The organism is Microbacterium sp. IEGM 1404 (assembly GCF_030056775.1).
In the GTDB taxonomy this organism is placed as follows: Bacteria; Actinomycetota; Actinomycetes; order Actinomycetales; family Microbacteriaceae; genus Microbacterium.
Window position 1 is genome coordinate 717765 of the sequence record NZ_JASHKP010000002.1, and the last position, 24214, is coordinate 741978.

General features: G+C 72.1%; 21 protein-coding genes. 7 read left to right on the plus strand and 14 right to left on the minus strand.

Annotated elements, in window-relative coordinates; genetic code table 11:
* The first annotated feature begins 70 nt into the window (after nucleotides 1-70).
* Both QM517_RS08995 and QM517_RS09000 read left to right on the plus strand, forming a co-directional pair.
* Entirely contained in the window at nucleotides 71-1309 is a 1239-nt protein-coding gene (locus tag QM517_RS08995; RefSeq protein ID WP_283286779.1) for a family 1 glycosylhydrolase, read from the plus strand.
* Between the two features lie 197 nt (nucleotides 1310-1506).
* Complete coding sequence (locus QM517_RS09000; protein ID WP_283286782.1) at nucleotides 1507-3603, plus strand: RICIN domain-containing protein; 2097 nt, start codon at nucleotides 1507-1509, stop codon at nucleotides 3601-3603.
* A gap of 55 nt (nucleotides 3604-3658) precedes the next feature.
* Here the strand turns inward: QM517_RS09000 and QM517_RS09005 are convergent, their stop codons facing one another.
* The 3 genes from QM517_RS09005 to QM517_RS09015 form a co-directional block, all read right to left on the minus strand.
* Nucleotides 3659-4672 (minus strand): LacI family DNA-binding transcriptional regulator, encoded by a 1014-nt coding sequence (locus QM517_RS09005; protein ID WP_283286784.1) that lies wholly within the window; start codon nucleotides 4670-4672, stop codon nucleotides 3659-3661.
* Nucleotides 4673-4776: 104 nt separating this feature from the next.
* Nucleotides 4777-5787, minus strand: coding sequence for a LacI family DNA-binding transcriptional regulator (locus QM517_RS09010; protein ID WP_283286787.1), 1011 nt, complete (start codon nucleotides 5785-5787; stop codon nucleotides 4777-4779).
* Between the two features lie 475 nt (nucleotides 5788-6262).
* A complete protein-coding gene (locus tag QM517_RS09015; RefSeq protein ID WP_283286789.1) occupies nucleotides 6263-9874 on the minus strand; it encodes a proline dehydrogenase family protein in 3612 nt (1203 codons plus the stop codon).
* 201 nt (nucleotides 9875-10075) lie between these two features.
* Here QM517_RS09015 and QM517_RS09020 point away from each other — a divergent pair, with 201 nt between their 5' ends.
* Nucleotides 10076-11065, plus strand: a complete 990-nt coding sequence (locus tag QM517_RS09020) for an acetylxylan esterase (RefSeq protein ID WP_283286791.1) — start codon at nucleotides 10076-10078, stop codon at nucleotides 11063-11065.
* Between the two features lie 68 nt (nucleotides 11066-11133).
* On the opposite strand, the gene QM517_RS09025 is transcribed toward QM517_RS09020, so the two are convergent.
* Together QM517_RS09025 and QM517_RS09030 are read right to left on the minus strand one after the other, a co-directional pair.
* Nucleotides 11134-11694 (minus strand): acyl-CoA thioesterase, encoded by a 561-nt coding sequence (locus tag QM517_RS09025; protein WP_283286794.1) that lies wholly within the window; start codon nucleotides 11692-11694, stop codon nucleotides 11134-11136.
* Nucleotides 11695-11717: 23 nt separating this feature from the next.
* The gene (locus QM517_RS09030) at nucleotides 11718-12617 is read right to left on the minus strand and encodes a DUF817 domain-containing protein (RefSeq protein ID WP_283286796.1); all 900 of its coding nucleotides are present in this window, start codon (nucleotides 12615-12617) and stop codon (nucleotides 11718-11720) included.
* 108 nt (nucleotides 12618-12725) lie between these two features.
* Between QM517_RS09030 and QM517_RS09035 the strand changes: the two genes are divergently transcribed.
* Complete coding sequence (locus tag QM517_RS09035) at nucleotides 12726-13232, plus strand: GNAT family N-acetyltransferase (RefSeq protein WP_077049759.1); 507 nt, start codon at nucleotides 12726-12728, stop codon at nucleotides 13230-13232.
* A 1-nt stretch (nucleotide 13233) separates the two neighbouring features.
* Nucleotides 13234-14001 (plus strand): coenzyme F420-0:L-glutamate ligase, encoded by a 768-nt coding sequence (gene cofE / locus QM517_RS09040; RefSeq protein WP_283286798.1) that lies wholly within the window; start codon nucleotides 13234-13236, stop codon nucleotides 13999-14001.
* A 310-nt stretch (nucleotides 14002-14311) separates the two neighbouring features.
* On the opposite strand, the gene QM517_RS09045 is transcribed toward cofE, so the two are convergent.
* Genes QM517_RS09045 through QM517_RS09065 form a run of 5 tightly spaced genes read right to left on the minus strand, consistent with a single transcriptional unit; the run spans nucleotide 14312 to nucleotide 18395 of the window.
* Entirely contained in the window at nucleotides 14312-14908 is a 597-nt protein-coding gene (locus tag QM517_RS09045) for an energy-coupling factor transporter transmembrane component T family protein (protein ID WP_283286799.1), read from the minus strand.
* Nucleotides 14902-15591, minus strand: coding sequence for an energy-coupling factor ABC transporter ATP-binding protein (locus QM517_RS09050; RefSeq protein ID WP_283286802.1), 690 nt, complete (start codon nucleotides 15589-15591; stop codon nucleotides 14902-14904). The genes QM517_RS09045 and QM517_RS09050 overlap by 7 nt, the downstream gene beginning before the upstream one ends.
* Complete coding sequence (locus QM517_RS09055; protein ID WP_283286804.1) at nucleotides 15588-16688, minus strand: thiolase family protein; 1101 nt, start codon at nucleotides 16686-16688, stop codon at nucleotides 15588-15590. The genes QM517_RS09050 and QM517_RS09055 overlap by 4 nt, the downstream gene beginning before the upstream one ends.
* The gene (locus QM517_RS09060; RefSeq protein WP_283286807.1) at nucleotides 16681-17799 is read right to left on the minus strand and encodes a class I adenylate-forming enzyme family protein; all 1119 of its coding nucleotides are present in this window, start codon (nucleotides 17797-17799) and stop codon (nucleotides 16681-16683) included. Before QM517_RS09060 ends, QM517_RS09055 begins: the two co-directional genes overlap by 8 nt.
* Nucleotides 17796-18395: a biotin transporter BioY gene (locus QM517_RS09065; protein ID WP_077049764.1), complete on the minus strand. Its 600-nt coding sequence runs from the start codon at nucleotides 18393-18395 to the stop codon at nucleotides 17796-17798. Before QM517_RS09065 ends, QM517_RS09060 begins: the two co-directional genes overlap by 4 nt.
* A 55-nt stretch (nucleotides 18396-18450) precedes the next feature.
* Here QM517_RS09065 and QM517_RS09070 point away from each other — a divergent pair, with 55 nt between their 5' ends.
* Nucleotides 18451-19026 carry a TetR/AcrR family transcriptional regulator C-terminal domain-containing protein gene (locus tag QM517_RS09070; RefSeq protein WP_283286812.1) on the plus strand — a complete coding sequence of 192 codons (576 nt, stop codon included), beginning with the start codon at nucleotides 18451-18453 and terminating at the stop codon, nucleotides 19024-19026.
* A gap of 615 nt (nucleotides 19027-19641) precedes the next feature.
* Here the strand turns inward: QM517_RS09070 and QM517_RS09075 are convergent.
* On the minus strand, nucleotides 19642-20607 hold the full coding sequence (locus QM517_RS09075; RefSeq protein ID WP_283286816.1) for a cytochrome b/b6 domain-containing protein: 966 nt from the start codon (nucleotides 20605-20607) through the stop codon (nucleotides 19642-19644).
* A gap of 136 nt (nucleotides 20608-20743) precedes the next feature.
* Between QM517_RS09075 and QM517_RS09080 the strand changes: the two genes are divergently transcribed.
* Nucleotides 20744-21271 (plus strand): MarR family winged helix-turn-helix transcriptional regulator, encoded by a 528-nt coding sequence (locus QM517_RS09080; protein ID WP_283286818.1) that lies wholly within the window; start codon nucleotides 20744-20746, stop codon nucleotides 21269-21271.
* Nucleotides 21272-21277: 6 nt separating this feature from the next.
* On the opposite strand, the gene QM517_RS09085 is transcribed toward QM517_RS09080, so the two are convergent.
* The 3 genes from QM517_RS09085 to QM517_RS09095 all read right to left on the minus strand — a co-directional run bounded on the left by QM517_RS09085 (nucleotide 21278) and on the right by QM517_RS09095 (nucleotide 24105).
* Nucleotides 21278-22066: an enoyl-CoA hydratase-related protein gene (locus QM517_RS09085; protein WP_283286819.1), complete on the minus strand. Its 789-nt coding sequence runs from the start codon at nucleotides 22064-22066 to the stop codon at nucleotides 21278-21280.
* Between the two features lie 71 nt (nucleotides 22067-22137).
* The gene (locus QM517_RS09090) at nucleotides 22138-23301 is read right to left on the minus strand and encodes an acyl-CoA dehydrogenase family protein (protein WP_283286821.1); all 1164 of its coding nucleotides are present in this window, start codon (nucleotides 23299-23301) and stop codon (nucleotides 22138-22140) included.
* Between the two features lie 81 nt (nucleotides 23302-23382).
* The gene (locus QM517_RS09095) at nucleotides 23383-24105 is read right to left on the minus strand and encodes a VIT1/CCC1 transporter family protein (RefSeq protein ID WP_077049769.1); all 723 of its coding nucleotides are present in this window, start codon (nucleotides 24103-24105) and stop codon (nucleotides 23383-23385) included.
* Nucleotides 24106-24214 lie beyond the last annotated feature (109 nt).

The following is a 24214-nucleotide window of genomic DNA, read 5'->3' on the forward strand; positions in this document are numbered from 1 at the left end:
CCCTCGCGGTCCGCAGGTCCGACTTCGCCAGCCCCCTCCCACCCCGAACGACGTGACCGAAGGACGATTGATGCGCTGGTTCGAAGACGGACGCCTGCGATTCGCCATGGGTGTCGAAGACACCTTCATCCCCCAGACCCGACCCGGGGAGAGGTCGCTCGACGAGTACGACCTGATGCAGCACTACCGCTTCTGGCGAGAAGACCTGGAGCACTGCGCGACGGCCGGGAGCGAGATGGTTCGATGGGGCATCCCGTGGTATCGCATCCAGCCGGCACCGGGGACCTGGGACTGGGAGTGGCTGGACCGCGTCATCGACGCTTTCGACGAACTCGGGCTCACGCTGCTCACAGATCTCATCCACTACGGGACACCGCTGTGGCTGGACGACCAGTTCGTGAACCCGGACTACCCCTCGCGCGTGGCCGAATACGCAGCGGCCGTCGCAGACCGATATCGCGGCCGCATCCGCCACTACACCCCGCTCAACGAACCCCTCTTGAACGTCATGTACTGCGGGGAGTTCGGGCAGTGGCCGCCGTACCGGACGGGCCATGACGGTTTCGTCGACGTCCTCCGTGGGATCACCCGCGGCATCGTCGAGACCCAGACGGCGATCGCTCAGACCGTCGCGGACGCCGACTTCCTGCACGTGGAGGCGTCGTTCCGTTTCGCGGGCGACGTCGAGGCCCATGCCGAGACCCACCGACACCTCCAAGACAGGAGATTCCTGATCCAGGACCTGGTGATGGGGCGAGTCGGCGAGGAGCACCCGCTCGTCCCGTACCTGCGCGAGCACGGGTTCCGCGACGACGACCTGGACTGGGCGCGTACCCACACCGCGCAGCCGGACGTCGTCGGGGTGAACTACTATCCGCAGCACTCGACCGAGGTGTTCGAGCGCGGGGTCACGCGCTCCGGGGGGCCGCGCGACCTTCGACCGCGCCTCGATGCGGGAGTCGAGGGGATGAAGGACGTCCTGCGATCCTTCGCGGAGCGCTACGGCAAGCCCGTCTTCCTGACCGAGACGAGCTACACCGGCACGGTGGAGCAGCGGATCTCGTGGATGCAGCGTTCCGCCGCGGGGGTCCGGGAGTTGCGAGCCGAGGGAGTCGACGTCGTCGGCTACACCTGGTGGTGCATCACCGACATGATCGAGTGGACCTACCGCACCGGTGACAAGTCGGCGATGGAGTACCTGCTGCCGATGGGCCTGTGGGCACTGGAAGAGGACCCCGACGGGACGCTCCGCCGCGTGAGGACACCCGTGGCGGACGCCTTCCGCGAGCTCGCGACGGGACACATCTGAGTCCTCGGGATCGGCACTGTGGAGCATGCACTCGCTCTGTTTGTACAACGTTGTATATCTACCAATCCGCTTGAAAGGACGCAATGATGCGACACACCCACACCCACTCCGCCGCCGGTAGACGGGCGGGCACCCTCGCGCTGGCGACGACTCTGATCCTCCTGGGGTCAGCTCTGACAGCCGCACCTGCGCACGCGGTGACCACCGGGAACGGATCGCTCGTCTACGCGCCGCCCGATGGATCGTCGTTCAATGACGAAGGCGGCGACGCGACCGGCACGGCGTATGCCAAGATCGTCGCGCTCAAGCACAGCGGGTCGGCCAACGGCACGCTCGTCGTGACCTTCGACGACGGCCGGCTGATCAAGGACGTCAGCCCGAGTTCCAACCCGACCACTGACACCCAGGCATGCCTGGCTACCCCGAGTCTCCCCTGCCATCAGGAATGGCCGATCTTCCGTAGCTCCGATGGAGGCGCGTCGTGGACGAAGATCGCCGCGGTGAATCCTGGGCTGCAGTTCCCCGGGATCCCGGGTCAGGAGGATCTGACTCAGCTCGACCGCCTCGCCCAGCCGTTCCTGTACGAACTTCCCCAAGCCACCGGCGGTCTCGCCGCCGGCACCCTGTTGCTCACGGGCCAGATCCGCCCCGCAGACCGCGACGACCCGGCCTCGATCACCAAATTGGTCGTCTACAAGAGCACCGACCAAGGGGCGAACTGGACCTATCTGAGCACGATCGACAGTGGCGGCCCGGCCGTGTACGACCCGTCATCCTCGTCGACGACGACGACGGTGTGGGAACCCACGCTGATCGTTGACGGAAACGGAGGGCTGACCGCCTACTTCTCAGACGAGCGGCAGAAAGCGAACAACGTCCTCCAGGCGGTTTCGTATCGACGCTCGACAGACGGCGGGCTGACCTGGGGTGCACTGTCCAACGTGTCGGCTCCGACAGACAAGCGGCACCGCCCCGGCATGATCACTGTGACAAAGCTTCCCGACAACAGCTATCTCGCGACCTATGAGGTCGTGAATGCCGCCGGCTACGCGTTCGCCAATGCCTCCCCCGTCTTCTACAAGAAGTCGCCGGACGGGTTGAACTGGGGCACGACGACGTCGTTGGGTACGCCGGTCGAGTTGGCCGACGGGCGCGGGATCGGGTCTTCCCCCACCGTGACCTGGGTCCCCACGGGCGGCCCTCAGGGCATGGTCGTCGTGGCGTCGAAGTGGGGGCTCGACCCCGCCGGCAACCTGACCAGCGGTCAGAACTTCTTCGTCAACTACAACCTGGGAGTGGGGCCGTGGGAACGACTCCCATTCGCCACGACGTTCGACGGCCAAAGTTCGATCACGGGGTTCGCTCAAGGCATCGACTACAGTCCGGACGGTCGAACCCTCTATCAGGCGACGAACGTCGACAACTACCGGCCCGGCAATCTCTACAACGACATCCGCGTGGGCACCATCCCCCTCAATGCCACGACCTATGAGGCGGAGAACGCCACCCGGGTGAATGCGTCGCTCGTGACGCACGCGGATGCCACGAATGGGTCGAAGGTCGGCAACATCAACTACTCGAACAGCACCGTCACGTTCACCGTCAGGGTTCCCGCTGCCGGCACCTACACGATGAACGTCCGTTATGCGAACGGCACGACCGGCACCAGCGCTCACGACGTTTCAGTGAACGGAGCATCCGCGACGTCCATCAGTTACCCGCGGACGGCGGACTGGGGTCGCTATCTCTGGGCGCAGAAGAGCGTCTCATTGAACGCCGGCACCAACACCATCCGGTTCTCCTACACGGGAACGTACGCCGAGCTCGATGCGATCCAGGTGTTCGACGCGTCGACCACTCCTGCCCCTGAGTTCCGAATCGTGAACCGGAGCAGTGGGAAGCTGCTCGAGATCTTCTCCGCGGCGACCGCCGACGGGGCAGCCGCCGGGCAGTGGGGACCGACGGGCAACCCCACCCAGATCTGGCAGGTCACGACGGCTGCGGGAGGGACCTTCTCACTGATCAACAAGAACAGCGGCAAGCTGTTGGAGATCCCCAGCGCCTCTCTGGCCGACGGCACCGATGCGGTCCAGTGGGGACCGACCGGCAATGCAACGCAGAGGTGGAATCTCACCCCCAACGCGGCCGGGTACTGGGCGATCACGAACGCCAACAGCGGGAAATACCTCGAGATCGCGTCCTGCGCCAGCGCCGACGGGGCCGTCGCTCAGCAGTGGGGTCCGACGAGCGGACTGTGCCAGCAGTGGCGACTGGTCAAGGAGGGTATCCAGTAGCGGATGCCGTCGGGGCGGGCCGTCATCGGCGCCCGCCCCGACGCCACGCGCCACGCTAGGCCGGAGTCGACTCGCGCACGACCAGATCGAAGGAAGCCGTCTCCGTCGCGGGCCGAGACGGCCTGCTCTTTCCCGACTCGATCCGCTGAACGAGCAGATCGACAGCCCGCTGGGCGATCTGGTCCCTCCCGGGATCGATCGTCGTCAGGCTCGGCACCGCGTATTGCGCTTCCTCGATGTTGTCGAAGCCGACCACCGCGACATCCACCGGAATCCGTAAGCCCGCCTCCTGCAGGGACCGCATCGCCCCCAGGGTGAGCGCGTCATTGAGACCGAAGAGGGCATCGAACACCACTCCCTCGTCGATCATCTCGCGGGTGGCGTCCGCACCGTTCGCTCGATGCCACAGGGTGGTCGCTCTCACGAGCGCCCGATCAACGTCGATACCCGCGGTCTCCAGAGCCTCCTCGTAGCCTCGAAGACGGAGCGCTGCCGAGCCGAGTTCCTCGTCCGGATGGGCGCCGATCAAAGCGATCCGGCGGCGACCCGAAGCCAGCAGGAAATCCGTGGCAGCGCGGGCGGCCTCCACGTTGCGCATCGTCACGTGGTCCACGGGCCCGTCGAAGATCCGCTCTCCGAGGAGAACGAGAGGGAAGTCCACCTCGAGCAGAGCGGCATCCTCCTGCCCCATTCCCAGCGGGCTGAAGATCACACCATCCGTCATCCTCATCCGGGGACTGGAGAGCGCGGCGAGCTCCCGCGCGCGGTCCGCGCCGGTCCGCTCGACGATGACGACCAACCCGTGGCTCTCGGCGCGGGTGATGACGGCGTCCGCGAGCTCCGCGAAGTAGCTCAGACTGAGCTCGGGGAGAACGAGACCGATGACACCGCTACGACCCGAGCGGAGACTACGGGCGGAGAGGTTGGGCTGGTACCCCAGCCGGTCGATGGCCGCTTGCACGCGCTCACGCGTGGCCGGGCGCACGTGAGGGTAATCGTTCACGACGTTCGATACGGTCTTGATCGAAACGCCCGCCAGCCGGGCCACGTCATGGAGCGTCGCAGCCATGGACCCCCCTCTCCGCCGACGACGCCTCACACTACAACCGCAACGGCGATCCACGGCGACAGATCACGCGCTCCCTCTCCCGCCCTGCGCCGACGAGTCGCGATTCACGACCGCGTCGACTCGCGCTCCACGAGGTGGAAATCGGCCAGGAACTCCCGCGGAGCGATCTCGCCGGCACCCGTGATGCGTTCGACGAGAAGGTCCACCGCCACTCGGGCGATCTCCGACCGCCCGGGGTCGATCGTCGTCAACGCGGGCAGCGAATACCGCGTCTCGTCGAGGTCGTCGAAGCCGATGATCGCCACCTCTTCGGGAATGCGCACCCCGCGCTCCAACAGCACCCTCATCGCGCCGAGGGCGAGGGAATCGTTGAAGCCGACGACCCCGTCGAACTGCACCCCCGAATCCAGGACGGCACGCATGGCCTCCGCGCCGTCGATCCGGTGCCATCGGTCCACCGGCACGACGAGCCTCGGGTCGAGCTCGCGCCCCGCCTCGGCCAGGGCCGCTTCGTAACCGCGAAGACGCAGCCCCGCCGAGCCGACGACCTCACCAGGGTGCGACCCCAGCGCGAGGATGCGTCGGCGTCCGGTCGCGATCAAATGAGCCGTCGCGGCGTACGCGGCTTCGGTGTTCCGCATGGTGACGTGGTCGTGCGCGGAGTGGAAGATCCGCTCCCCCAGCAGCACCATCGGCATCCCGACCTCGTCCAAGAGAGCCGCATCGTCCTCACCGAGCGAGAGCACCGAGTAGAGCACGCCGTCAAGGCCTCGGCGTCGCGCGCCGCGCAGGGCCGCGAGCTCGCTGTCGCGCTCCGCGTCGAACTGCTCGATGAGCACGGAGAAGCCGTGCGCGCGCGCCGCGCGCATGACGTCGTCCGCCAATTCGGCGAAGTAGGGGTTCCGCAGATCCGGGACGATGAGCCCGATCATGTCGGCCCGGCCCGACCGGAGGCTCCGCGCCGCCTGGTTCGGGCGGTACTGCAGTTCGTCGATCGCGGCCTCGACCCGCTCGCGGGTCGCCGACCGCACGTGCGGATAGTTGTTGATCACGTTCGAGACCGTCTTGATCGACACCCCGGCCGCGCGTGCCACATCGTGCAGCGTTGCGCTCATGGCATCCCTCCCCCACCTCTGTGCGCCGACTCTACAACGTTGCAGACGCGGGCGCCCGCGCCGCCGTGCGCCCAGATCACGCGACCTGGCCGAGATCACCCGGTGCAAACGCGCCACGGCGGGTGCGCTCGCCCAGATCACGCGACCTGGATGCCGGCCCGGCGGCCCGGGCCCGCCGAGCGCACACGATCCGGCCGAGCGCGCACGTTCCGGACGCCCGGATCATGTGCGTTCGACCGGATCGTGTGCGCTCGGCGACGGGCAGGCGGTCGGGGGCGGGCGCGCGCGAGGGGCGCGAGATCACGCGACCTGGCCGAGATCAGCCGGCGCAAGCGCGCCACGGCGGGTGCGCTCGCCCAGATCACGTGAACTGGATGCCGCGATGCACCGGCCACGGCGCCGCCCGCGCCGACACCGGCCACGGCGCCGCTCACACCGGCCGCCACCCGCGCCGCCCCGCCCCGCCCCGCGGGCGTCAGATGACCTCGGCGCTCCAGGGGTCGGGGCGGCCGAAGCGGAACGCCTCGATCGAGATCGCCTGCTCGCGCAGGAACGGCAGCAGCTCGATGCGGCCCGCGGTGGTGACCTCGCCGGAGTACATCGTCAGGGACGGGTCGCCGCCGAGCGCTTCGACCAGCGCGACGCGCAGAGTCTCCGCCGTATCGGCCGTGCCGACGAGCCGCACGCGCGACGGTCGCGGCGGAGGGGAGATCACCGCATCGCCGGCAGGCTCGGCATCCGGGATGCCACCCGCCATACGCTGCAGCCACTCCTCGTCGGTCTCGACCGAGACGGGCACCGCGCTCTCGCCGAGCAGGTGCCGTACCGCGGCGGGGAGCCCCACCGGCGTACTGAGGCTGAAGTCGGAACCCGAGCGCACGGCCGCGACGAGCACGCGGAGCACCGCCTGCCACGGGGCGTCGGCGGTGGCGCGGATCGCGACGTCGGTGGGGCGGTAGCGCAGCAGGTTCCGCTCGAGGCCGAGGCGCGAGGCGTCCTTCACCCGTGCGAAGTCGCGGTCCCACGCGACGGCGTCCGACAGCGCGCCGCGCCGCAGCCACTCGAACGCGGCGTAGTCGAGCGTCGGCTGCGCCGCTTCGATGAGCGACGAGATACGCGTGTCGAGGCCGCGCAGATGCAGCGTCGACGACGCCGGACCCCCCGACGACGGCCGCCACGACCCGAGCGCGACGAGTCGGTTCGGGCCGCCCGACATCGCACCGGGGCCCACGCCCGAAACACCCCGACCGCCGAGGGGCTCGCGCTGCACGACCCCGCCCGTCGTGGGGCGGTTGACCCGCAGCACGGCGGCATCGACGGTGTCGAGCCAGAGGTCGAGGTCGGCGGCGTCGCGGGTGTGGAGGCCCGCCACGAACCCGGACCCGACGACGTTCTGCAGTTCGATCGCCCGGCCCAGGGTCGGCGCGTGCAGGATGCCGAGCACCGGCGCCGCCACAGCGGTGCGGGTCAGGTGCGAACCGGCGTGGACGCCCGTGCGGACGCCCGGGGTCCAGAAGCGGCCCGCCGTCTCGGGACCGAGGTCGAGTTCGCGCGGCTCGACGAGCCAGCGCTCCCCGTCGGCGAGGACGGTGAGGGCGCGGCGCACGTCGCCCTGCGGCTCCTCGACGAGCGGTCCGACGTCGGAGAGCGGGTCGTCGGCGGGACCCACGCGCAGCGACGCCACGGCATCCTTCAGCTGTTCCAGGAAGCGTGTCGACCGCGCCGCAGCGCCGACGAGGATCACCAGTGACGATGCGGTCGCGGCCTGCCCCGCTCGGGCGAAGGCCCCGGCCACGATGTCGGCGACGGCGCGGTCGAGGTCGGCCGACGGGGCGACGACCACCGCGTTGCGGCCGGCCGTCAGCGCCTGCAGGGGCAGGCTGGGGCGCCATTCGAGGAACCGTTCGGCGGTCGCCCGCGCGCCCGCGAGCAGCACTCGGTCGACGCCGGGGTGCACGAGGAGCGCCCGACCGGATGCCTCCTCGTTCAGATCGACGTAAGCGAAGGCGTCCCGCGGAACCCCCGCCGCCCAGAGCGCCTCGGCCACGACCGCGCCCGCCCGCCGCGCGCGCGGCGACGGCGTGAGGATGACACCCGAGCCGGCGGCGAGCGCCGCGAGCGTCTCGGCGGCGCAGAGACCCACCGATGAGTTCCACCGGGGGGCGACGACCGTGAGACGGTCCGGCACGAACACCGCACCGGCGACCCGGTCGAGCTCCTTCACGGTCAGCGCGTAGTACGCGGCTGCGTCGACGGCCTCGTCGACCTCGGCGTCCGCCTCGGTGAACAGCGCACCGCCCTCCGACGCGAGCACCTCGACCAGCTCGGCGCGGCGTTCGGCGAGCGCGCGGGATGCCGCCTCGATCACCGCTGCGCGCTCGGTCGCCGCGCGGCTCCCCCACTCCTCCGCGGCCTCGCGGACGCGCGAGACGACGGCATCCAGGCCGGCCTCGTCGTCGATGCGACCGGCCGCGGCCGTCGCGTCTCCAGCGGTGGAGCGGCTCACCGCGGCGAGGACGTCATGGGCCCAGGCCCGGTCCGCGGCGACGGTGGGATCGGCGGCCGAGGTGTTGCGGAACCCGGGGGCGGCTCCCGAGAGCTCGGCGGTCTCGCGCACCGAGAACACCGCGGTGTCGACGAACGCCTGCCCGCCGAAGAGCATCTGCTGGACGTCGGGGCCGAGGGCCTGCGTGTCGCCGGGGGCCGCGTCGCGGGCGATGCCGAGGACGGCCTGCGTCAGACCGGGCTCGGGTGAGTCGTCGGCGGCGGGCTCGCGCAGGATCGGGGGCGTCGGGACGGTTCCGCGCTGCGGCTCGCGCGGCGGGGCCGGTGAGAGCTCGGGCGTCGCGAGGGCCGTCGTCACCCGGGCGTGGACGTCGTCATCGGACGCGCGTCGCTCCGCCGCCTGCGCGGCGAGCGGTGCCACCACGGCATCCGCGTCGTCCGGGTGCACCACGGGTGCGAGCACGATGTGGGCACCCTCCACGCTCCAGGCCACGCCGAGCGGCAGGGCGAGGTCGATCGGGACGTCGGCGGTGTCGGCCAGGACCCGCACGATCGCCGCCCGTACCGGATCGCCCGTCGCGAAAGCGACGCGCAGCCCTTCGGCGGCCCGGCGGCCGAGGGCCTCGCGCACGGCGGCGACGGCGAGCGCGTCGAGGTCGGCGGTCGCGGTGACGGCGGGGGCGCGCCAGCCGTGCCGCGCGGCGCGGAGCGCGTCGTCGGTGGCCGGGATCGCGTCGTCGAGGCGCACCGCGAGGGGCGCTCCCCCGGCGGCGACCCGCACCCGCGCCCAGGCGGCGAGCTCGCGCAGGGCGCCGAGCGCCTCGGGGACGGCGATCGGCAGCGCGATGCCGGCGTCGGCGGCCGACAGGCTCGACTCCTCGAGCACACGGGTCAGAACGGCGACGGTGAGGTCGAGGTCGTCGCGCCCCTCGGCGACGAGCGTGACGCGCGTGCCCGCGCCGGCGGCATCCCGGAAGAGCGGCAGCAGCCGCTCCGCGGCGTGCTCGACATCCGCCTCGAACGCCCACCGCGAGAGCCCGGTGACGACCTCGCGCACCGCGACCGAGACCCGGGCGACGTCGTCGCGGGCGGCGAGGGCGCGGATGCCGTCGAGCCGGTGCCGTGCGGCCGACTCGCCCCGGACGGTCGGTGCCGTGAGCCGCAGGTCGGCGACGGCATCGGCACCGAGCCCGGCGAGCGCGGGGCCGAGACGATCGGTGCGCGCGTCGAGGGACAGGGGCGAGAGCGCATCCGAGAGGGCACGGCGGGCGAACGGCACCGCCGGGCTCGGGAGCACGGGAGCGATCGCACCGCCCAGCTGGACCGCACCACGCACCCTCCACGGGAGCGCCGCCGGGACGTCGCCGGCGAGGCGGTGCAGTGCGGCCGCGGGCGCCGTCGTGCCCTCCGGTCGCAGCACGCCGTCCGCGGCGCGCGCGAGGAAGTCCAGGGCCTCGGGGGACGCGACGGGCGACGAGAGGGTCGGGGTGGAGGCGGCGAAGATCGCGGCCAGGGCCGTGGCGCGCTCGACCGCGTCGGCGGAGAGCAGGGGACCGTGCGCGTGCGGGTCGTTCTCGCTCATGCTCCACAGCCTAGGCACGGCACCCGCGAGCCCCGGGCGGCCCCGCCGCGCGGCCCCGAATCGACACGGAAAGGGGCCGGCCGCGCGTCATGCCGTGGGACCCATGTCCCACCGTGTCACGGTGGCCCCGCGCCCCATTCCTCGCGCGAGCGCTCTTTCGCTACTGTCGATTCGCCCCGACACCTGGAGGACCCCGTGGCCGTGAACTTCACCGACATGCCCCTCGAGCTTCTGCGCGAGTACCGCCCGGAGCTCGTCGAGCCCGACGGGTTGGACGCGTTCTGGTCCGACACGCTGGCCGAAGCCCGTGCCGCCGCGCGGCCCGCGACGCTGACGCGCGTCGACGGACCGGTGCGCGCTCTCTCGATCCAGGACCTCACGTTCACCGGATTCGCCGGCGACGAGATCCGCGGCTGGGTCGTGCGCCCGCACGGCGGCGAACAGCTCCCGGCCGTCGTCGAGTTCATCGGCTACGGCGGCGGTCGCGGGCTCCCCGGCGACAAGATCGCCTGGGCGGCCGCCGGCTACGTGCACGTCATCATGGACACGCGCGGCCAGGGATCCGGCTGGAGCATCGGCGACACCCCCGACCCCCACGGCTCCACCGCCGCCTACCCCGGCGTGATGACCCGCGGCATCCACGACCCGCACGAGTACTACTACCGCCGTCTCTTCGCCGACGCCGCGCGTCTGGTCGACGTGGTCCGCGAGCTCTCCGGGGTGGATGCCACGCGCATCGCCGTCACCGGGGGCAGCCAGGGCGGTGCGCTCGCGATCGCCGCCGCGGCACTGTCGGGCGACGCGGTGGCCGCGGTCCTCCCGGACGTGCCGTTCCTGTGCGACATCCCGAACGCCATCGTGCGCACGCCCTCCGCCCCGTTCACCGAGATCACGCGATGGCTGTCCATCCACCGCGACGACACCGCCGCGGCGCTGCACACGCTGTCGCACATCGACGGGGCGATCCTCGCCCGCCGCATCCAGGCGCCGGCGTTCTTCTCGGTCGCGCTGATGGATGACATCGTGCTGCCGTCGGGGGTGTTCGCGGCGTTCCACGCCCTGGCATCCGAGGATGCCGCGATCGAGGTCTACCCGTACAACGGCCACGAGGGCGGGGGCACGCGCCACTGGGCGCGTCAGGTCGCGTGGCTCGACGCGCGCTTCGGCGTTTCGGACGCCCCGAACGCGTGAGTCGCCACGATTTGTCGCCTGGCCGTGGCCCGAGGCGACAAATCTTGGCGACTCACGCAACAGGCGGCTCAGCGCCAGTCGCTGGGCGCAGGGCGCTTCGTCGAGGGCAGCGCGGAGGCCGCGGCCCAGTCGTGCACCCACGGCTCGACGTCGGGCACGCCCTCGGGGCGCCCGACCGCGGCGAACAGCTCCTCGTGCGGCACGGTTCCGCCCGAGCGCCGCAGGATGCGCGCGCGGATGATCGCCCGCGCGAAGATCTCGCCGTCGACCACCGCGCGGTGTTCGAGGTAGACGGCGCGATCGTCGTGTCCGAGCAGCCGCGTCTCGAGCTCGAACCGCTGCCACAGCTCCAGCGAACGGCGGAACGTGATCGTCTCGGCGGCCACCACGGCGTACCAGCCGTGCGAGGTCATCGCACCCGCGATCCCGGTGCGCGTCAGCAGATCCCATCGCCCCAGATCGAACAGCGACAGGTAGCGCCCGTTGTTGAGGTGGCGGAGCAGGTCGATGTCGGTGGGGAGGACGCGCAGTCGCATCCGCCCGACCGCGTTCGGATCGAGGGGGCCTTCGCGACGCAGTCGCCGCCGCGCGCGGAAGAGGACCAGCAGGGTGCGCCACAGAACGTTCACGACCGGCGAGCGTAGTGATCTTCCTATGGAACGACGATTTGTTTGTCCCCTGCCGACAATGCGACGGCGTCCGGCTCGCGCGGCGGATACACCCAGGTCACCAGGACGACCGAGACGATCATCAGCAGGAACCACGACGACAGCTTCGACGCGTCGACCGGCTGCCACCCGCCCACCTGCGACGGGTAGAGCCACGCCCCGGCGTACGTGGCGATGTTCTCGGCGAGCCAGATGAACACCGCGACGCCCGCGAACGCCAGGAGGAGCGGCATCCGGAACGTCCCCCGGAAGAAGCGGAACCGCATCGTCGTGCGCCCCCAGAGGACCACGACCGCCACCACCAGCGCCCAGCGGAGGTCGACGATCCAGTGGTGGGTAAAGAAGTTCGCGTAGATCGCGGCGGCCACGATCGCGGTGAGCCACCGCCGCGGATAGCGCGAGAACCGCAGGTCGAACAGGCGGTACACCCGCACCATGTAGCTGCCGACCGCGGCGTACATGAAGCCGCTGTAGAGCGGGACGCCCCCGATCCGCAGCACTCCGTCGGCCGCGTACATCCAGGAGCCGACGTCGGTCTTGAACAGCTCCATGACCGTGCCGACGACGTGGAACAGCACGACCACGCGCAGTTCGCGCAGCGTCTCGAGCCGCCCGGCCACCATGACGACCTGGATCACCACGGCGGCGATCGTCAGCGCATCGTTGCGGGCCAGTGCGGCGTCGTCGGGGTACCAGAGCTTCGCGGCGACCACGACAGCGAGGAACGTCGCCCCGAAGACGCACGCCCACGCCTGCTTCAGCACGAACACGGCGAACTCCACCAGGCGCGCCCGCGTCCCGGTCGCCGGCGCCGAGCGGAGGAGGCGGTTCGCGAAAGCGTCGATGCGCGCCTCGACCGAGGTGAGGGCGGGGCGCGCGATCATGCCCGGGATCGTGGCACGCGACCCTGGCAGGATGCCGGGGTCCTACCGCATCGCCGGGTCGTCCGAGGTCGATTTCCCGGTGGCGGAAGGGCCGCGTAGAGTCGCGCCATGACTGCGGAAACCCGAACCGACATCGTCGTCCGTCCGGTGCGAGATGTGGATGCCGAGGCCCTCGGCCGCGTGCACGCGACGTGCTGGCACGAGACGTACGACCACCTGATCAGCACGGCCGCCCTCGAGGCGGTCTCCCCCAAGCGCATGGCCGAGCTCTGGACCCACTGGGCCGCCCAGGGCGATGACTACCGCATGAGTGCGGCCCTCGTCGACGGCGAGATCGTCGGCTTCGTCGGCTCGGGCCCTGCCCGCGACGAGGACGCCCCGCGCCCGCGCGAGCTCTACTTCATCTACCTGCTCGACCAGTTCCACGGCACGGGCATCGGGCAGCAGCTCTTCGACGCCGCCGTCGAAGGCGACGAAGGCCTGTACCTGTGGGTCGCCGAGGACAACCCCCGCGCGCACCGCTTCTACGCGCGCAACGGGTTCGCGCTCGACGGCGCCTCGCACGTGGAGCCCTTCCTCGGTGAAGAACTCACCGAGGTGCGTTTCGTCCGCTGACGTGCTGCAGATCTGGGCCCTCGCCGGCATCGGTGAGATCTCGCCGGGCGCAGACCTGGTCGAGGTGATCGCGGATGCCGCCGGAGACACCCTGCGCGACGGCGACATCGTCGTCGTCACCAGCAAGATCGTGTCCAAGGCCGAGGGCCGCATCCTCCGCGCCGACGACCGCGAAGACGCGATCACGCGCGAGACCGTGCGGCTCGTGGCATCCCGCACCTCCCCCGCCGGACACGTGACCCGCATCGTCGAGAACCGCCTCGGCATCGTGGCGGCCGCGGCCGGAGTCGACGCCAGCAACACCCCCGAGGGCACGGTGCTGCTGCTGCCCGAGGATCCCGACGCGTCGGCGCGCGCGATCGCCTCCGGGCTCCGCCTCGCCACCGGCGCGCACGTCGGCGTGCTCATCACCGACACGCTCGGCCGCGCCTGGCGCGAGGGCCAGACCGACCACGCGATCGGCGCCGCGGGCGTGCACGTGTTCGAAGATCTGCGCGGAACGACGGATGCCGAGGGCCGCCCCCTCGTCGTGACCCTGCCGTGCGTCGCCGACGAACTGGCGGCGGCCACCGACCTCGTAAAAGGCAAGGCGGCGCGTTTGCCCGTCGCGATCGTGCGCGGCCGTGCCGACCTGGTGGGCGACCTCGACCTCCCCGGCGCCCGCTCGATCGTGCGCCCCGCGGAGCGCGACATGTTCGCCCTCGGGTCCGACGAGGCGTATGCCGCCGGGTTCGCCGCGGGCCGCGCGGCCGGCGACTCCGCCGGCTGAGCGGTGGCGTCCCCTCGTCCCACTTGTGGCGGCGCATGTCCCAGTACTGGCTGTTCAGGCGGCCGCTGAGCGACAAGAAGTGGGACATGGTTCTCAGCGGCGGCGCGCGGCCTCGCGATTGGAGAGCCTCGGCAGTCAGCGGCGCAGCGCACCCTCGTCCCACTTGTGGCGGCCTGCGTCCCAGTAGTTGCTGGCGAGAGGGCCTCTGAACGACCCGAAGTGGGACATGGTCGCGCCTCGTGGACACGGTCGCGCCTCGTGGCCGTGGCGCGCTTCGCAGCCGTGGCGCACGGGACACAGGACCCCGCGCTCAGCGGACGCCGCGGGCCGCGAGCGCCTCGCCCAGCTGGTCGGCGTGGCGGAGCGACAGCACGACGAACGGGATGATCCCCGCGCGCAGCGACGGGCGGGCACCCCGGGCGCGCTGCGCCTCGCGCACCTCGGCGGCCAGTCGCGCGAGGACGGGGATCGTCGTGATCGTCACCGCCAGCAGGAGCGCGGCGCGCTCGGCATCCACCCCGATCCTCCGGAGCGGCCCGAGGCCGCGTTCGAGAGCGTCGAGCATGTCGTCCACGCGGGTGGTGAGCGGGAGCAGGGCGGCGACGAGGAGCGCCGCCGCGACGCGCGCCGTGTTCGCCAGGGCGGGTTCGGGGCCGAGGAAGACGAGCTGGCCGATCACGGTGATCGCGAGGATCCAGCGGAGCCCCCATGCCTGCCGCCCCAGCTCGCGCACGCCGATGCCCGACACGACGTAAGCGAGGAGCACGGCCACCCCGCAGACGGCCGCCACCCACGCGGCGGTCGGCAGCGCCGCCAGCCCGACCGCGACGACCGCGAGCAGCAGCATCTTGGGGCCCGCCGGCATCCGGTGCAGGAGCCCGTCACCGGGGCGGTACAGGGTCAGCACCGCAGGGCCCGTTCGTAGGCGTCGACGACGTCGGATGCCGCACCCGCGGCGCTCACCACACCGTCGGCGAACAGCACGGCGGCGTCGCAGCGCCGCGCGAGGGCGAGGTCGTGCGTCACGAGGAGGAGCGCGTGGCCGGTGTCGGCGAGGAGGTGGTCCGCGACGCGGCGCGCGTTGCGCGCGTCGAGGTACGCCGTGGGCTCGTCGGCGACGACGAGGTCGGGGGCGCGGACGAACGCCCCGCACAGGGCCAGCAGCTGCTTCTGCCCGCCGGAGAGGTCGTGCGCCGGCCGCTCGGCGAGCTCGGTGAGCCCGAACCGATCGAGGGCGCGCGCCACCCGCTCGGCACGCTCCGCTCTGGGCAGACGCTCCGCGCGCAGCGAGAATCCGACGTCGTCGCCGACCACCGGCATCACGATCTGCGCGTCGGGGTTGCTGAGCACCAGGGCGACGCGACGCCGGAGATCCGCGGCATCCCGGTCGGGGTCGAGGCCCAGAACCTCGACGTCGCCGGCGTCTCGACGGACGAGACCGGCGACGACCCGCGCGAACGTCGACTTGCCCGACCCGTTGTCACCGATCACCGCGATGGTGCGAGCGTCCAGGTCGAGATCGACCCCGCTCAGCACGGCGCGTCCATCGAGCCGCACGGTCAGGTCGCGGCAGCGGAGCACTCCGGTCATCGGACCACCTCCACGAGCGCGGCGACCCCCATACCCCCGCCGATGGATGCCGCGGCGACACCCATCGTCCCCGCCGGCGCCCCGCCGCGCACCAGGCGCGAGAACAGGCGCACCACCGCGACGGCGCCGCTCGCTCCCCACGGGTGGCCGAGCGCCAGGGCCCCGCCGTCCGCGCACACGCGCGGGTCGTCGTCGGCGATCCCCAGCCGCGAGAGCACAGCGATGCTCTGGGCGGCGAACGCCTCGACGAGCTCGATCGCGGCGATGTCGTGGATCGAGGCCCCCGCCGCAGCCAGGACGGCCTCGATCGCCGGCGCGGCACCGATGCCCGGGAGCGCCGGATCGACCCCCACCACGGCGCCCGCGCGGATCGCGAGTCCGGGCCCGGCCGCGGCCACGACGACCGCGGCGGCGCCGTCGCCGATGCGGGTCGACGTCCCGGCGGTGACCGTGCCCCCGGCGAACAGTGCGGGCAGCCGTTCCCGCACGGCCGCGTTCGGTGCGATCGCGTCGTCGCGGCGCGCGGCGCCGATCGCCACGATCTCGGCGTCGAAGCGTCCGGCCGCGACCGCGGCCGCGGCGCGGAGGTGGCTGCGGGCCGCGTGCGCGTCCTGGCGCGCGCGGTCGATCCCGTCGCGGGCGGCGAGGTCCTCCGCCGCGCGGAGCATGTCGGGGTCGGCGAAGCCGGGCGGGGTGAACGGCGCACGCGTGTAGGCGACGCCGTCGCGCGAACGCTCGGGCGCCGTGGATGCGCTCTCGACTCCCCCGGCCACGCGCGGCCTCCCGTCGGCGCGGACGGACGCCGCGGCATCCAGGATCGCCGCCAGCCCGCTGCCGCACTGGCGGTCGACCGTGCCGCCGGGCACCGCGGGTCCGAGCCCGGCGGCGAGCGCGGCGATGCGTCCGGGGTTGCCGCCCGGCCCCACGCAGTTGCCGAGCACCACGTCGGCGATGGCACCGCCGTGCGCGAGACCGGCATCGGCGACGACCGCGGCCACGACCGCACCCCCGAGCACCCCGACGTCGGCACCGGCGAGCGCCCGTCCGCGCAGCGCGAGGGGCGTACGCCGGGCGGCGACGATCACCGGATCAGGCATGACGGGTCCCTCGGTCGAGGATCTCGGTCGCGAGACGCACCGCGTCGGCGCGGGCGGGCTTTCCAGACGGCGTGCGCGGCAGCGCACCCGTCACCCAGCGACGGGGTCGATGCGCGGGTCCGAGCCCGCGCGCGACCGCGGCGCGCAGCGGCTCCGGGACAGTACCGCTCGTCGGCACGCCGCCGACGGAGGAGTCGTCCAACTCGACGAACGCGGCGACGAGGGCTCCGACCCCGGGATGCGGCATCCCGAAGACGACCGCGTCGCGCACACCGGGGATCGATCGCAGCGCGCGCTCCACCTCGTCGGGGATGACGGTCGCCGACGCGGTGAGGATCGCGTCATCGGCGCGCCCGCGCAGGACGAGGCGGCCGTCGCGCACCTCCGCGCGGTCGCCGACGCTCGCCCACGCGCCGTCCCGTCGCAGGGGTCCTCCGTCGCCCAGATACCCGGATGCCACGAACCCCGACCGCACCCACACCTCACCGTCGCGCACCTCGACGTCGACGCCGGGGAACGCGCGCAGTCCGTCTCCCTCGTCGACCGCGACGAACGAGAGTTCCGCGGCCCCGTAGTACGACACGACCCGGATGCCGGCGGACTCGGCGCGGGCGCGCAGTGCCGGGCCGAGGTGCGATCCGCCCACGAGCGCGGTGCGCAGGGCGGGCGGGGCTCCGCGATCGAGGAGCGCGTGCAGAGCCTCGGGCGTGCCGTGGAAGCAGGTCGCGTCCGAGAAGTCGTCGCGGGCGGGGCGCGGACCGCCCGCGAGGGCGTGAGCCAGCGAGAACAGCGTGATGGACGCGGCGGGCGGGGCGGGGAGCGCGACGACGGCGCCCGGACCGGCGCCGAGGAACCCGGCGACCGCGGCGAAGGATTCCGCCCAGGAGGCGGCAGACCGCAGCACGATCCGCGGCGCGCCGCTGCTGCCGGAGGTGAGCGCCGCCCACGCCGTGTCGTCGGGCACCTCGGCCCGCCCGGCCGTCCGCCGAACGGCCGCGAGCTGCTCGGCCGACCACCGCGGATCGGTCACGAGCGGTACGGCACCCGCGGTCCGCAGCTCGGCCAGGTGCGCAAGCAGGTCGGGCCGGTCGCCGTCGACGACCGCGATCACGCGGAGACGGTGGCCGGTTCCGCGGCGGGCGCCCGCCACTGGCGGCGGAAGCCGCGCGGATACGACCGCACCAGCAGCGTCACCACGATCGTCGCGATCGCCGCCTTGATGAGGTCTCCCGGGACGAACACGAGGCTCGTCAGCGCGGTCTCGGCGAGCGGCAGACGCGTCACGAGACTCTGGACCGGGATGCCGAGCGCGTAGATCGCCACGATCCCTCCCGCGACCATCGCGATCGCCGTGCGCCACCACACGGGGCGTCGATTGCCGGCGTGCACGATGAGGCCGATGACGATCGCGCCGAGGATCCACCCGATCGCGTACCCCGCCGACGGGCCGAGGAACACCGCGAAGCCGCCGCGCCCGCCGGCAAGGAGCGGCAGCCCGACGGCGACCAGAACGAGCAGGACCGTCACCGACAGCGCACCGAGCCACGGACCGAGGATCGCACCCGCGAGCATGACGCCGAGCGTCTGCGCGGTGATGGGCACGCCGCCGAAGAGCGAGAATCCGCCGGGCAGGCCGAGCACCGCGATCAGTGCGGCGAAGACGGCCACGCGTGCGAGGTCGGTGGCATCCGGAGTGCGAGCGGTCATGTCGATCCTTACCTGAACAGCGTTCACCTGAACGGTGTTCACTATAGTCAGAACCGTGACTCCTCCCGCACGCGGCCGCGGCCACTCCGCCGACGACGTCGCGCGGACCGCCCTGCGCATCCTCGACGACGACGGCCTCGCCGACCTCACCATGCGTCGGCTCGCGACGCGGCTCGACGTGCAACCGAGCGCGCTCTACTGGCACTTCCCGAACAAGCAGTCGCTGCTCGCCGAGCTCTCCGACCGGATCGTCGGGGGAGCGGCATCCCTCCTGCACGGGTCGGGGGTGGTCGCCGAAGCACGCGCGCTGCGCGACGCCCTGCTCGCCTACCGCGATGGCGCCGAGGTGGTCTCCAGCACCCTCGCGCTCGGCCTCGGCTCGCCCGCGGCACTCGACCGCCTGACCGCCGCGGTGGCCGCCGAGGGATTTTCGCCCGACGTCGCGACCCGCGCGGGGACGACGCTGCTGCACTTCGTCCTGGGGCACGTGTGGCACGAGCAGCAGCGACTGCAGTACGACAGCGTCGGTGTCGTCGCCCCGGGCGCGACCCCTGTCTCCGATGCCGACTTCGCCTTCGGCGTCGACCTCATCCACCGCGGGCTGCACGCGTCCGCCTCGCGCCCGACGTAGGCCGCGGCGCGTCCGGCGTAGGCCGCGGCGTCCGGCGTAGGCCGCGGCATCCTGCGCCATTTCACGTGATCTGGCCGAGCGCGCACAATCCGGCCGAGAGCACACGTTGGGGACGACCGCAGCGTGTGCGTTCGACCGGATCGTGTGCGCTCGGCGGCAGCGGGGCTCGGCGGGCGCGGCACCGAGCGCTCGGCGGGCAGCGGGCGTCGGGTCGCGGCCCGAACATGGGACGGCACGGTCGCGACGGCCCGAGAGGCGGGACCGCGGCCGTTGGGACCGCGGCGGCAGCCCGGCGTAGGCCGCGGCATCCTGCGCCATTTCACGTGATCTGACCGAGCGCACACGATCCGGCCGAGAGCACACGTTCGGGACAACCGCAGCGTGTGCGTTCGACCGGATCGTGTGATCTCGACGCCCGCGGGGCTCAGCGGGCGCGGCGCCGGGCTCGGGCGGACACGGCGGCGGACACTGCGCCGGGCGCTCGGCGGGCAGCCCGGCGCCGGGCGCTCGGCGGGCAGCCCGACGCCGGGCGCTCGGCGGGCAGCCCGACGCCGGGCGCTCGGCGGGCAGCACGGCGGCGGCGCGGGCACGGCGCCGGGCGCGGGCAGACCCGCGTCAGCGCTGCTTCACGTCGCCGAAGAGGCGCGCCACCGGAATGAGCAGGCTCGGGCGCGCGGCGATCCACGCGGCCGCCATCACCAGCAGGGATGCCGCGAACAGCAGCAGCCCGGTCGGGTCGGCGGCGAAGGCGTCGGGGTCGACCGAGCCACGGGCCGCGTACATGTGATTGAGGTTGCGCAGCGCCCCCGTGGCGAGCACGAGGAACACGTGCACGGCGATGAACGCGACGAAGAACAGCATCACCGGGAAGTGGATGCGACGCGCCCACTCCGCGGGGAACGCGCGGTTCAGGCGCGCGGCGTCCTTCGGCCAGACCCCCGACAGCCGCACGCCCGTGACGATCGCGAGGGGGGCGGCGACGAACGTGATCGCGAAGTACGACAGCTGCTGCAGGCTGTTGTAGTTGACCCAGCCGTTCTCGGTCGGCCAGTCGAGCGCGGCGTACTGCAGCGCCGCGGACACCGCGTTCGGGAACACGTCCCACGATGTCGGCACGACCCGCGTCCACTGCCCCGTCGCGAACAGCAGCACGATGTAGATCACGCCGTTGGCGATCCAGAGCACGTCGATCGCCTGGTGGAACCACAGCGCCAGGCTGATGCGGCGCCGCTTGTTGCCCCGCGGCGACCAGAAGGCATCCGGTCGCTTCTGACGACGGAACTGCAGCCCCGAGCGGATGACGAGCAGCAGGAACAGGCTGTTGAGGAAATGCTGCCAACCGAGCCACGCCGGGATGCCGACGGGCGCCGCCGCGGGCAGCTCGGACGACCCGGGGTAGACGTCGAGGAAGCCCCGGACGGGCCCGAGCGACACGAGCACCCGTGCGATCAGCACGATGAAGACCGCCAGCACGAGCGCCGCGAAGCCCAGCAGCAGCACGGAGCCGAGCCATTGCGCGGGAGTCAGCGCGCCGAAGAGGCGCGACGACCCGCGCTGCGGGGTGCGGGGTGTGGACGCCATCAACTTCTTCGGGCCGGAGCGAGGACTGACCTCCCGACGATACCGAAACCGGCTGTCCTTCGACCGCGCGCACCACGCGCTTGGTCGACGACCCGCAGGATGGTAAGCCCGGTACGGTGAGGCGGGAGGAGGACGGATGCCGAGACGCCTACCGGTCGACCCGATCGCCGAAGCCAAGCGCCAGTGGATCGCGCACGGCTGGGACGACGCCGCCGATGGCATGACCGTGGTGACGTCGGTGATCCGCGCCCACCAGTTGCTCACGGCATCCATCGAGCACGCTCTCAAGCCGCTGGACCTGTCGTTCTCGCGCTTCGAAATGCTGCGGCTGCTGGCATTCACCCGGGAGGGACGGATGCCGATGGCCAGCGCCATCGCCCGACTCCAGGTTCACCCCACCAGCGTCACGAACACGGTCGAACGTCTCGCTCGCGACGGTCTGCTGTCGCGCGAACCCCACCCGACCGACGGGCGCGCCGCACTGCTCGTGCTGACGGAGGCCGGCCGCCGTCGCGTCGACGACGCCACGGACGCGCTGAACGCCGTCTTCCGCGACCCGGGGCTCGCCGCCGACGACGCGACCGAACTCGTGCGGATCATCGCCCGATTCCGCAAGGCCGCAGGCGACTTCGCCGACCCGTCGCCGACGCCCGAGCCGCTGTGACGCGACTCAGCGGTTCGTGAAGTTCGGCGGCCGCTTCTCGCGGAACGCCGCCATGCCCTCTTTCTGGTCGGCGGTGTCGAACAGCGCGAAGAACGCCTGCCGCTCGAATCGGAGCCCTTCGGCGAGCGTCGACTCGAGTGCGACATCGAGCGCCGCCTTCGCCGCGTACAGCGCGGGAAGGGGCTTCTCGGCGATCGTCCGGGCCACGGCATCCGCCTCGTCGAGGAGGTCGGCGGCGGGCACCACGCGTGAGACGAGTCCTACCCGCTCGGCCTCGGCCGCGTCGATCATGCGTCCGGTGAGCACCAGCTCGGCGGCTTTGTAGTACCCGAGCGCCCGCACGAGGCGCTGCGTGCCGCCCATGCCGGGGATGACCCCGAGCTGGATCTCGGGCTGCCCGAACTTCGCGCGATCGGAGGCCAGGATGATGTCGCACATGAGGGCGAGCTCGCACCCGCCGCCGAGGGCGTACCCCGACACCGCGGCTATCACGGGCGTCCGCACCGCGGCGAAGCGGCCCCACGCCCCGAAATGGTCGGAGAGCGACATCTCGAGCCCGGACTTGCTCTCCATCTCTTTGATGTCGGCCCCCGCGGCGAACGCTTTCTCGGAGCCCGTGACCACGATCGCCCCGACGTCGGGGGCGTCGTCGAACGCCGTCGCCGCGGCCACGACCTCGGTCATGGACCGCGTGTTCAGCGCGTTGAGCGCCTCGGGCCGGTCGAGGGTGATCCACCCCACCCGCCCGCGCTGCTCGACCCGGATCGTCTCGTACTCGACGGCGTGATCGGCCATGCCGCTCCCCTCGTGGTGTCCTTCCAGCATCGTCGCACGCGTCCCCGACATCGCCGAGGGGGTTCCGGGCCTCAGGCCGCCAGCACGCTCCGCCCGACGATGAGCCGCATGATCTCGTTCGTGCCCTCGAGGATCTGGTGGACGCGCAGGTCGCGCACGACCTTCTCGATGCCGTACTCCTGCAGGTACCCGTAGCCGCCGTGCAGCTGCAGCGCCTCGTTCGCGACGCGGAAGCCGACGTCGGTCGCGAAACGCTTGGCCATGGCGCAGCGGGTCGCGGCGTCGGGGGCTTTGGCATCCAGGTGCTCCGCCGCCGAGTGCACGAGGAGCCGCGCCGCCTCCAGCTCGGTGGCCATGTCGGCGACGGCGAACACGACCGACTGCTTCTCGGCGAGCGGTTCGCCGAACGTGAAGCGCTCATGTACGTACGCGACCGCGCGTTCCATGGCCCAGCGCGCCCCGCCGAGCGAGCACGCGGCGATGTTGAGGCGACCGCCGTTGAGCGCCGCCATCGCGATCCCGAAACCGCGGCCCTCGCCGCCGAGCAGGTTCTCGGCAGGCACGCGCACCTCGTCGAGCACGACCTGCCGCGTGGGCTGGGCGTTCCAGCCCATCTTCTTCTCGTTCGGCCCGAACGACAGTCCCGCAGCGTCCGCCGGAACGAGGAATGCACTGATCCCCCGCGCCCCGGGCTCGCCCGTCCGTGCCATGACGACATAGACGGATGCCTCGCCGGCACCCGAGATGAACTGCTTGACGCCCGTGAGCACGAACGTGTCGCCGTGCCGGATGGCCGAGGTGGTGATCGCCGCGGCATCCGATCCGGCGCCCGGCTCGGTGAGGCAGTAGGCGCCGAGCTGCTCCATGGCGGTGAGCCCCGGGAGCCACCGCTCGCGCTGGGCGTCGTCGCCGTACGCGTCGATCATCCACGCGACCATGTTGTGGATCGTCAGGTACGCGGTGACCGTCGGGTCGCCCGCGGCGAGCTCCTCGAAGATCTCGACGGCGAAACGGCGAGGGAAGCCGGCGCCGCCGGACTCCTCGCGGACGCACATGCCCCCGAGGCCCAGCTCACCGGCGCGACGCAGGACGTCGCGCGGGAAGTGCTTCGCGGCATCCCACTCCAGGGCGTGGGGGGTCAGCTCGGTCGCGGCGAACTCGCGGACGGCGTCGAGGATGGCGGCGCGGTCGTCAGCGGTCAGAGCGTCGAGCGCGGGGGCAGGGGTGGCGTCCATGCGGCTCTCCATTTCGGCGACGTCGTCGTCGCGAGAGCGATTTTAGTTGGACGTCCTTGTAATTACTAGGATGCCGAAGAATCAGCCCGCCGCGACCCCGAACAACGCACCCACCGCGTACGTCGCGCCGAGCGCGAGCGCACCGCCGATCACGGTCCGCAGGATCGCGCGACCGCGGCGCGCGCCCCCGATCCACGCCGCGAGATACCCGGTGACGGCGAGCGCGATGAGCACCGCGACGAAGGTGAGCGGCACGCGCACCTCGACCGGCGCGAGCAGGATCGTCAGCATCGGCAGGATCGCGCCGACCGTGAACGCCACGGCCGAGGCGAGTGCCGCCGCCCACGGGCTGACCACGTCGTCGGCGTCGATGTTGAGCTCGACGGCGAGGTGGGCCTTGAGGGCGTCGGATGCGGTGAGCTCGGTCGCCACGCGCGTCGCGGTGTCGCGGCTGAGCCCCTGCGCCTCGTACAGCCCGACGAGTTCGGCGAGCTCCGCCTCGGGGTCCTCCGCGAGCTCGCGCCGCTCCTTCTGAATGAGCGCGTGCTCGCTGTCGCGCTGGCTGGACACCGAGACGTACTCCCCCAGCGCCATGGAGATCGCGCCACCGACGAGAGCGGCCAACCCGGCGATGAGCACGGGTCCGACCTCGCTCGTCGCCCCCGCGACACCGACGACCACGGCGGCGGTCGACACGATGCCGTCGTTCGCGCCGAGCACGCCGGCGCGCAGCCAGTTCAAGCGCTGGGCGAGTCCCTGGCGGTGCGGTTCATCGGGGTGGGCTCCGGCGGGCGAATCGGTCACGCCGCAAGGTTAGCCCCGTGCGCGGGGGGACGGATCGCCAGGTGAGATCGGCGACACAGCACCCCGTGTCTTCCCACCCCGTTCACCGGACCGTCACCGCCGATCGACA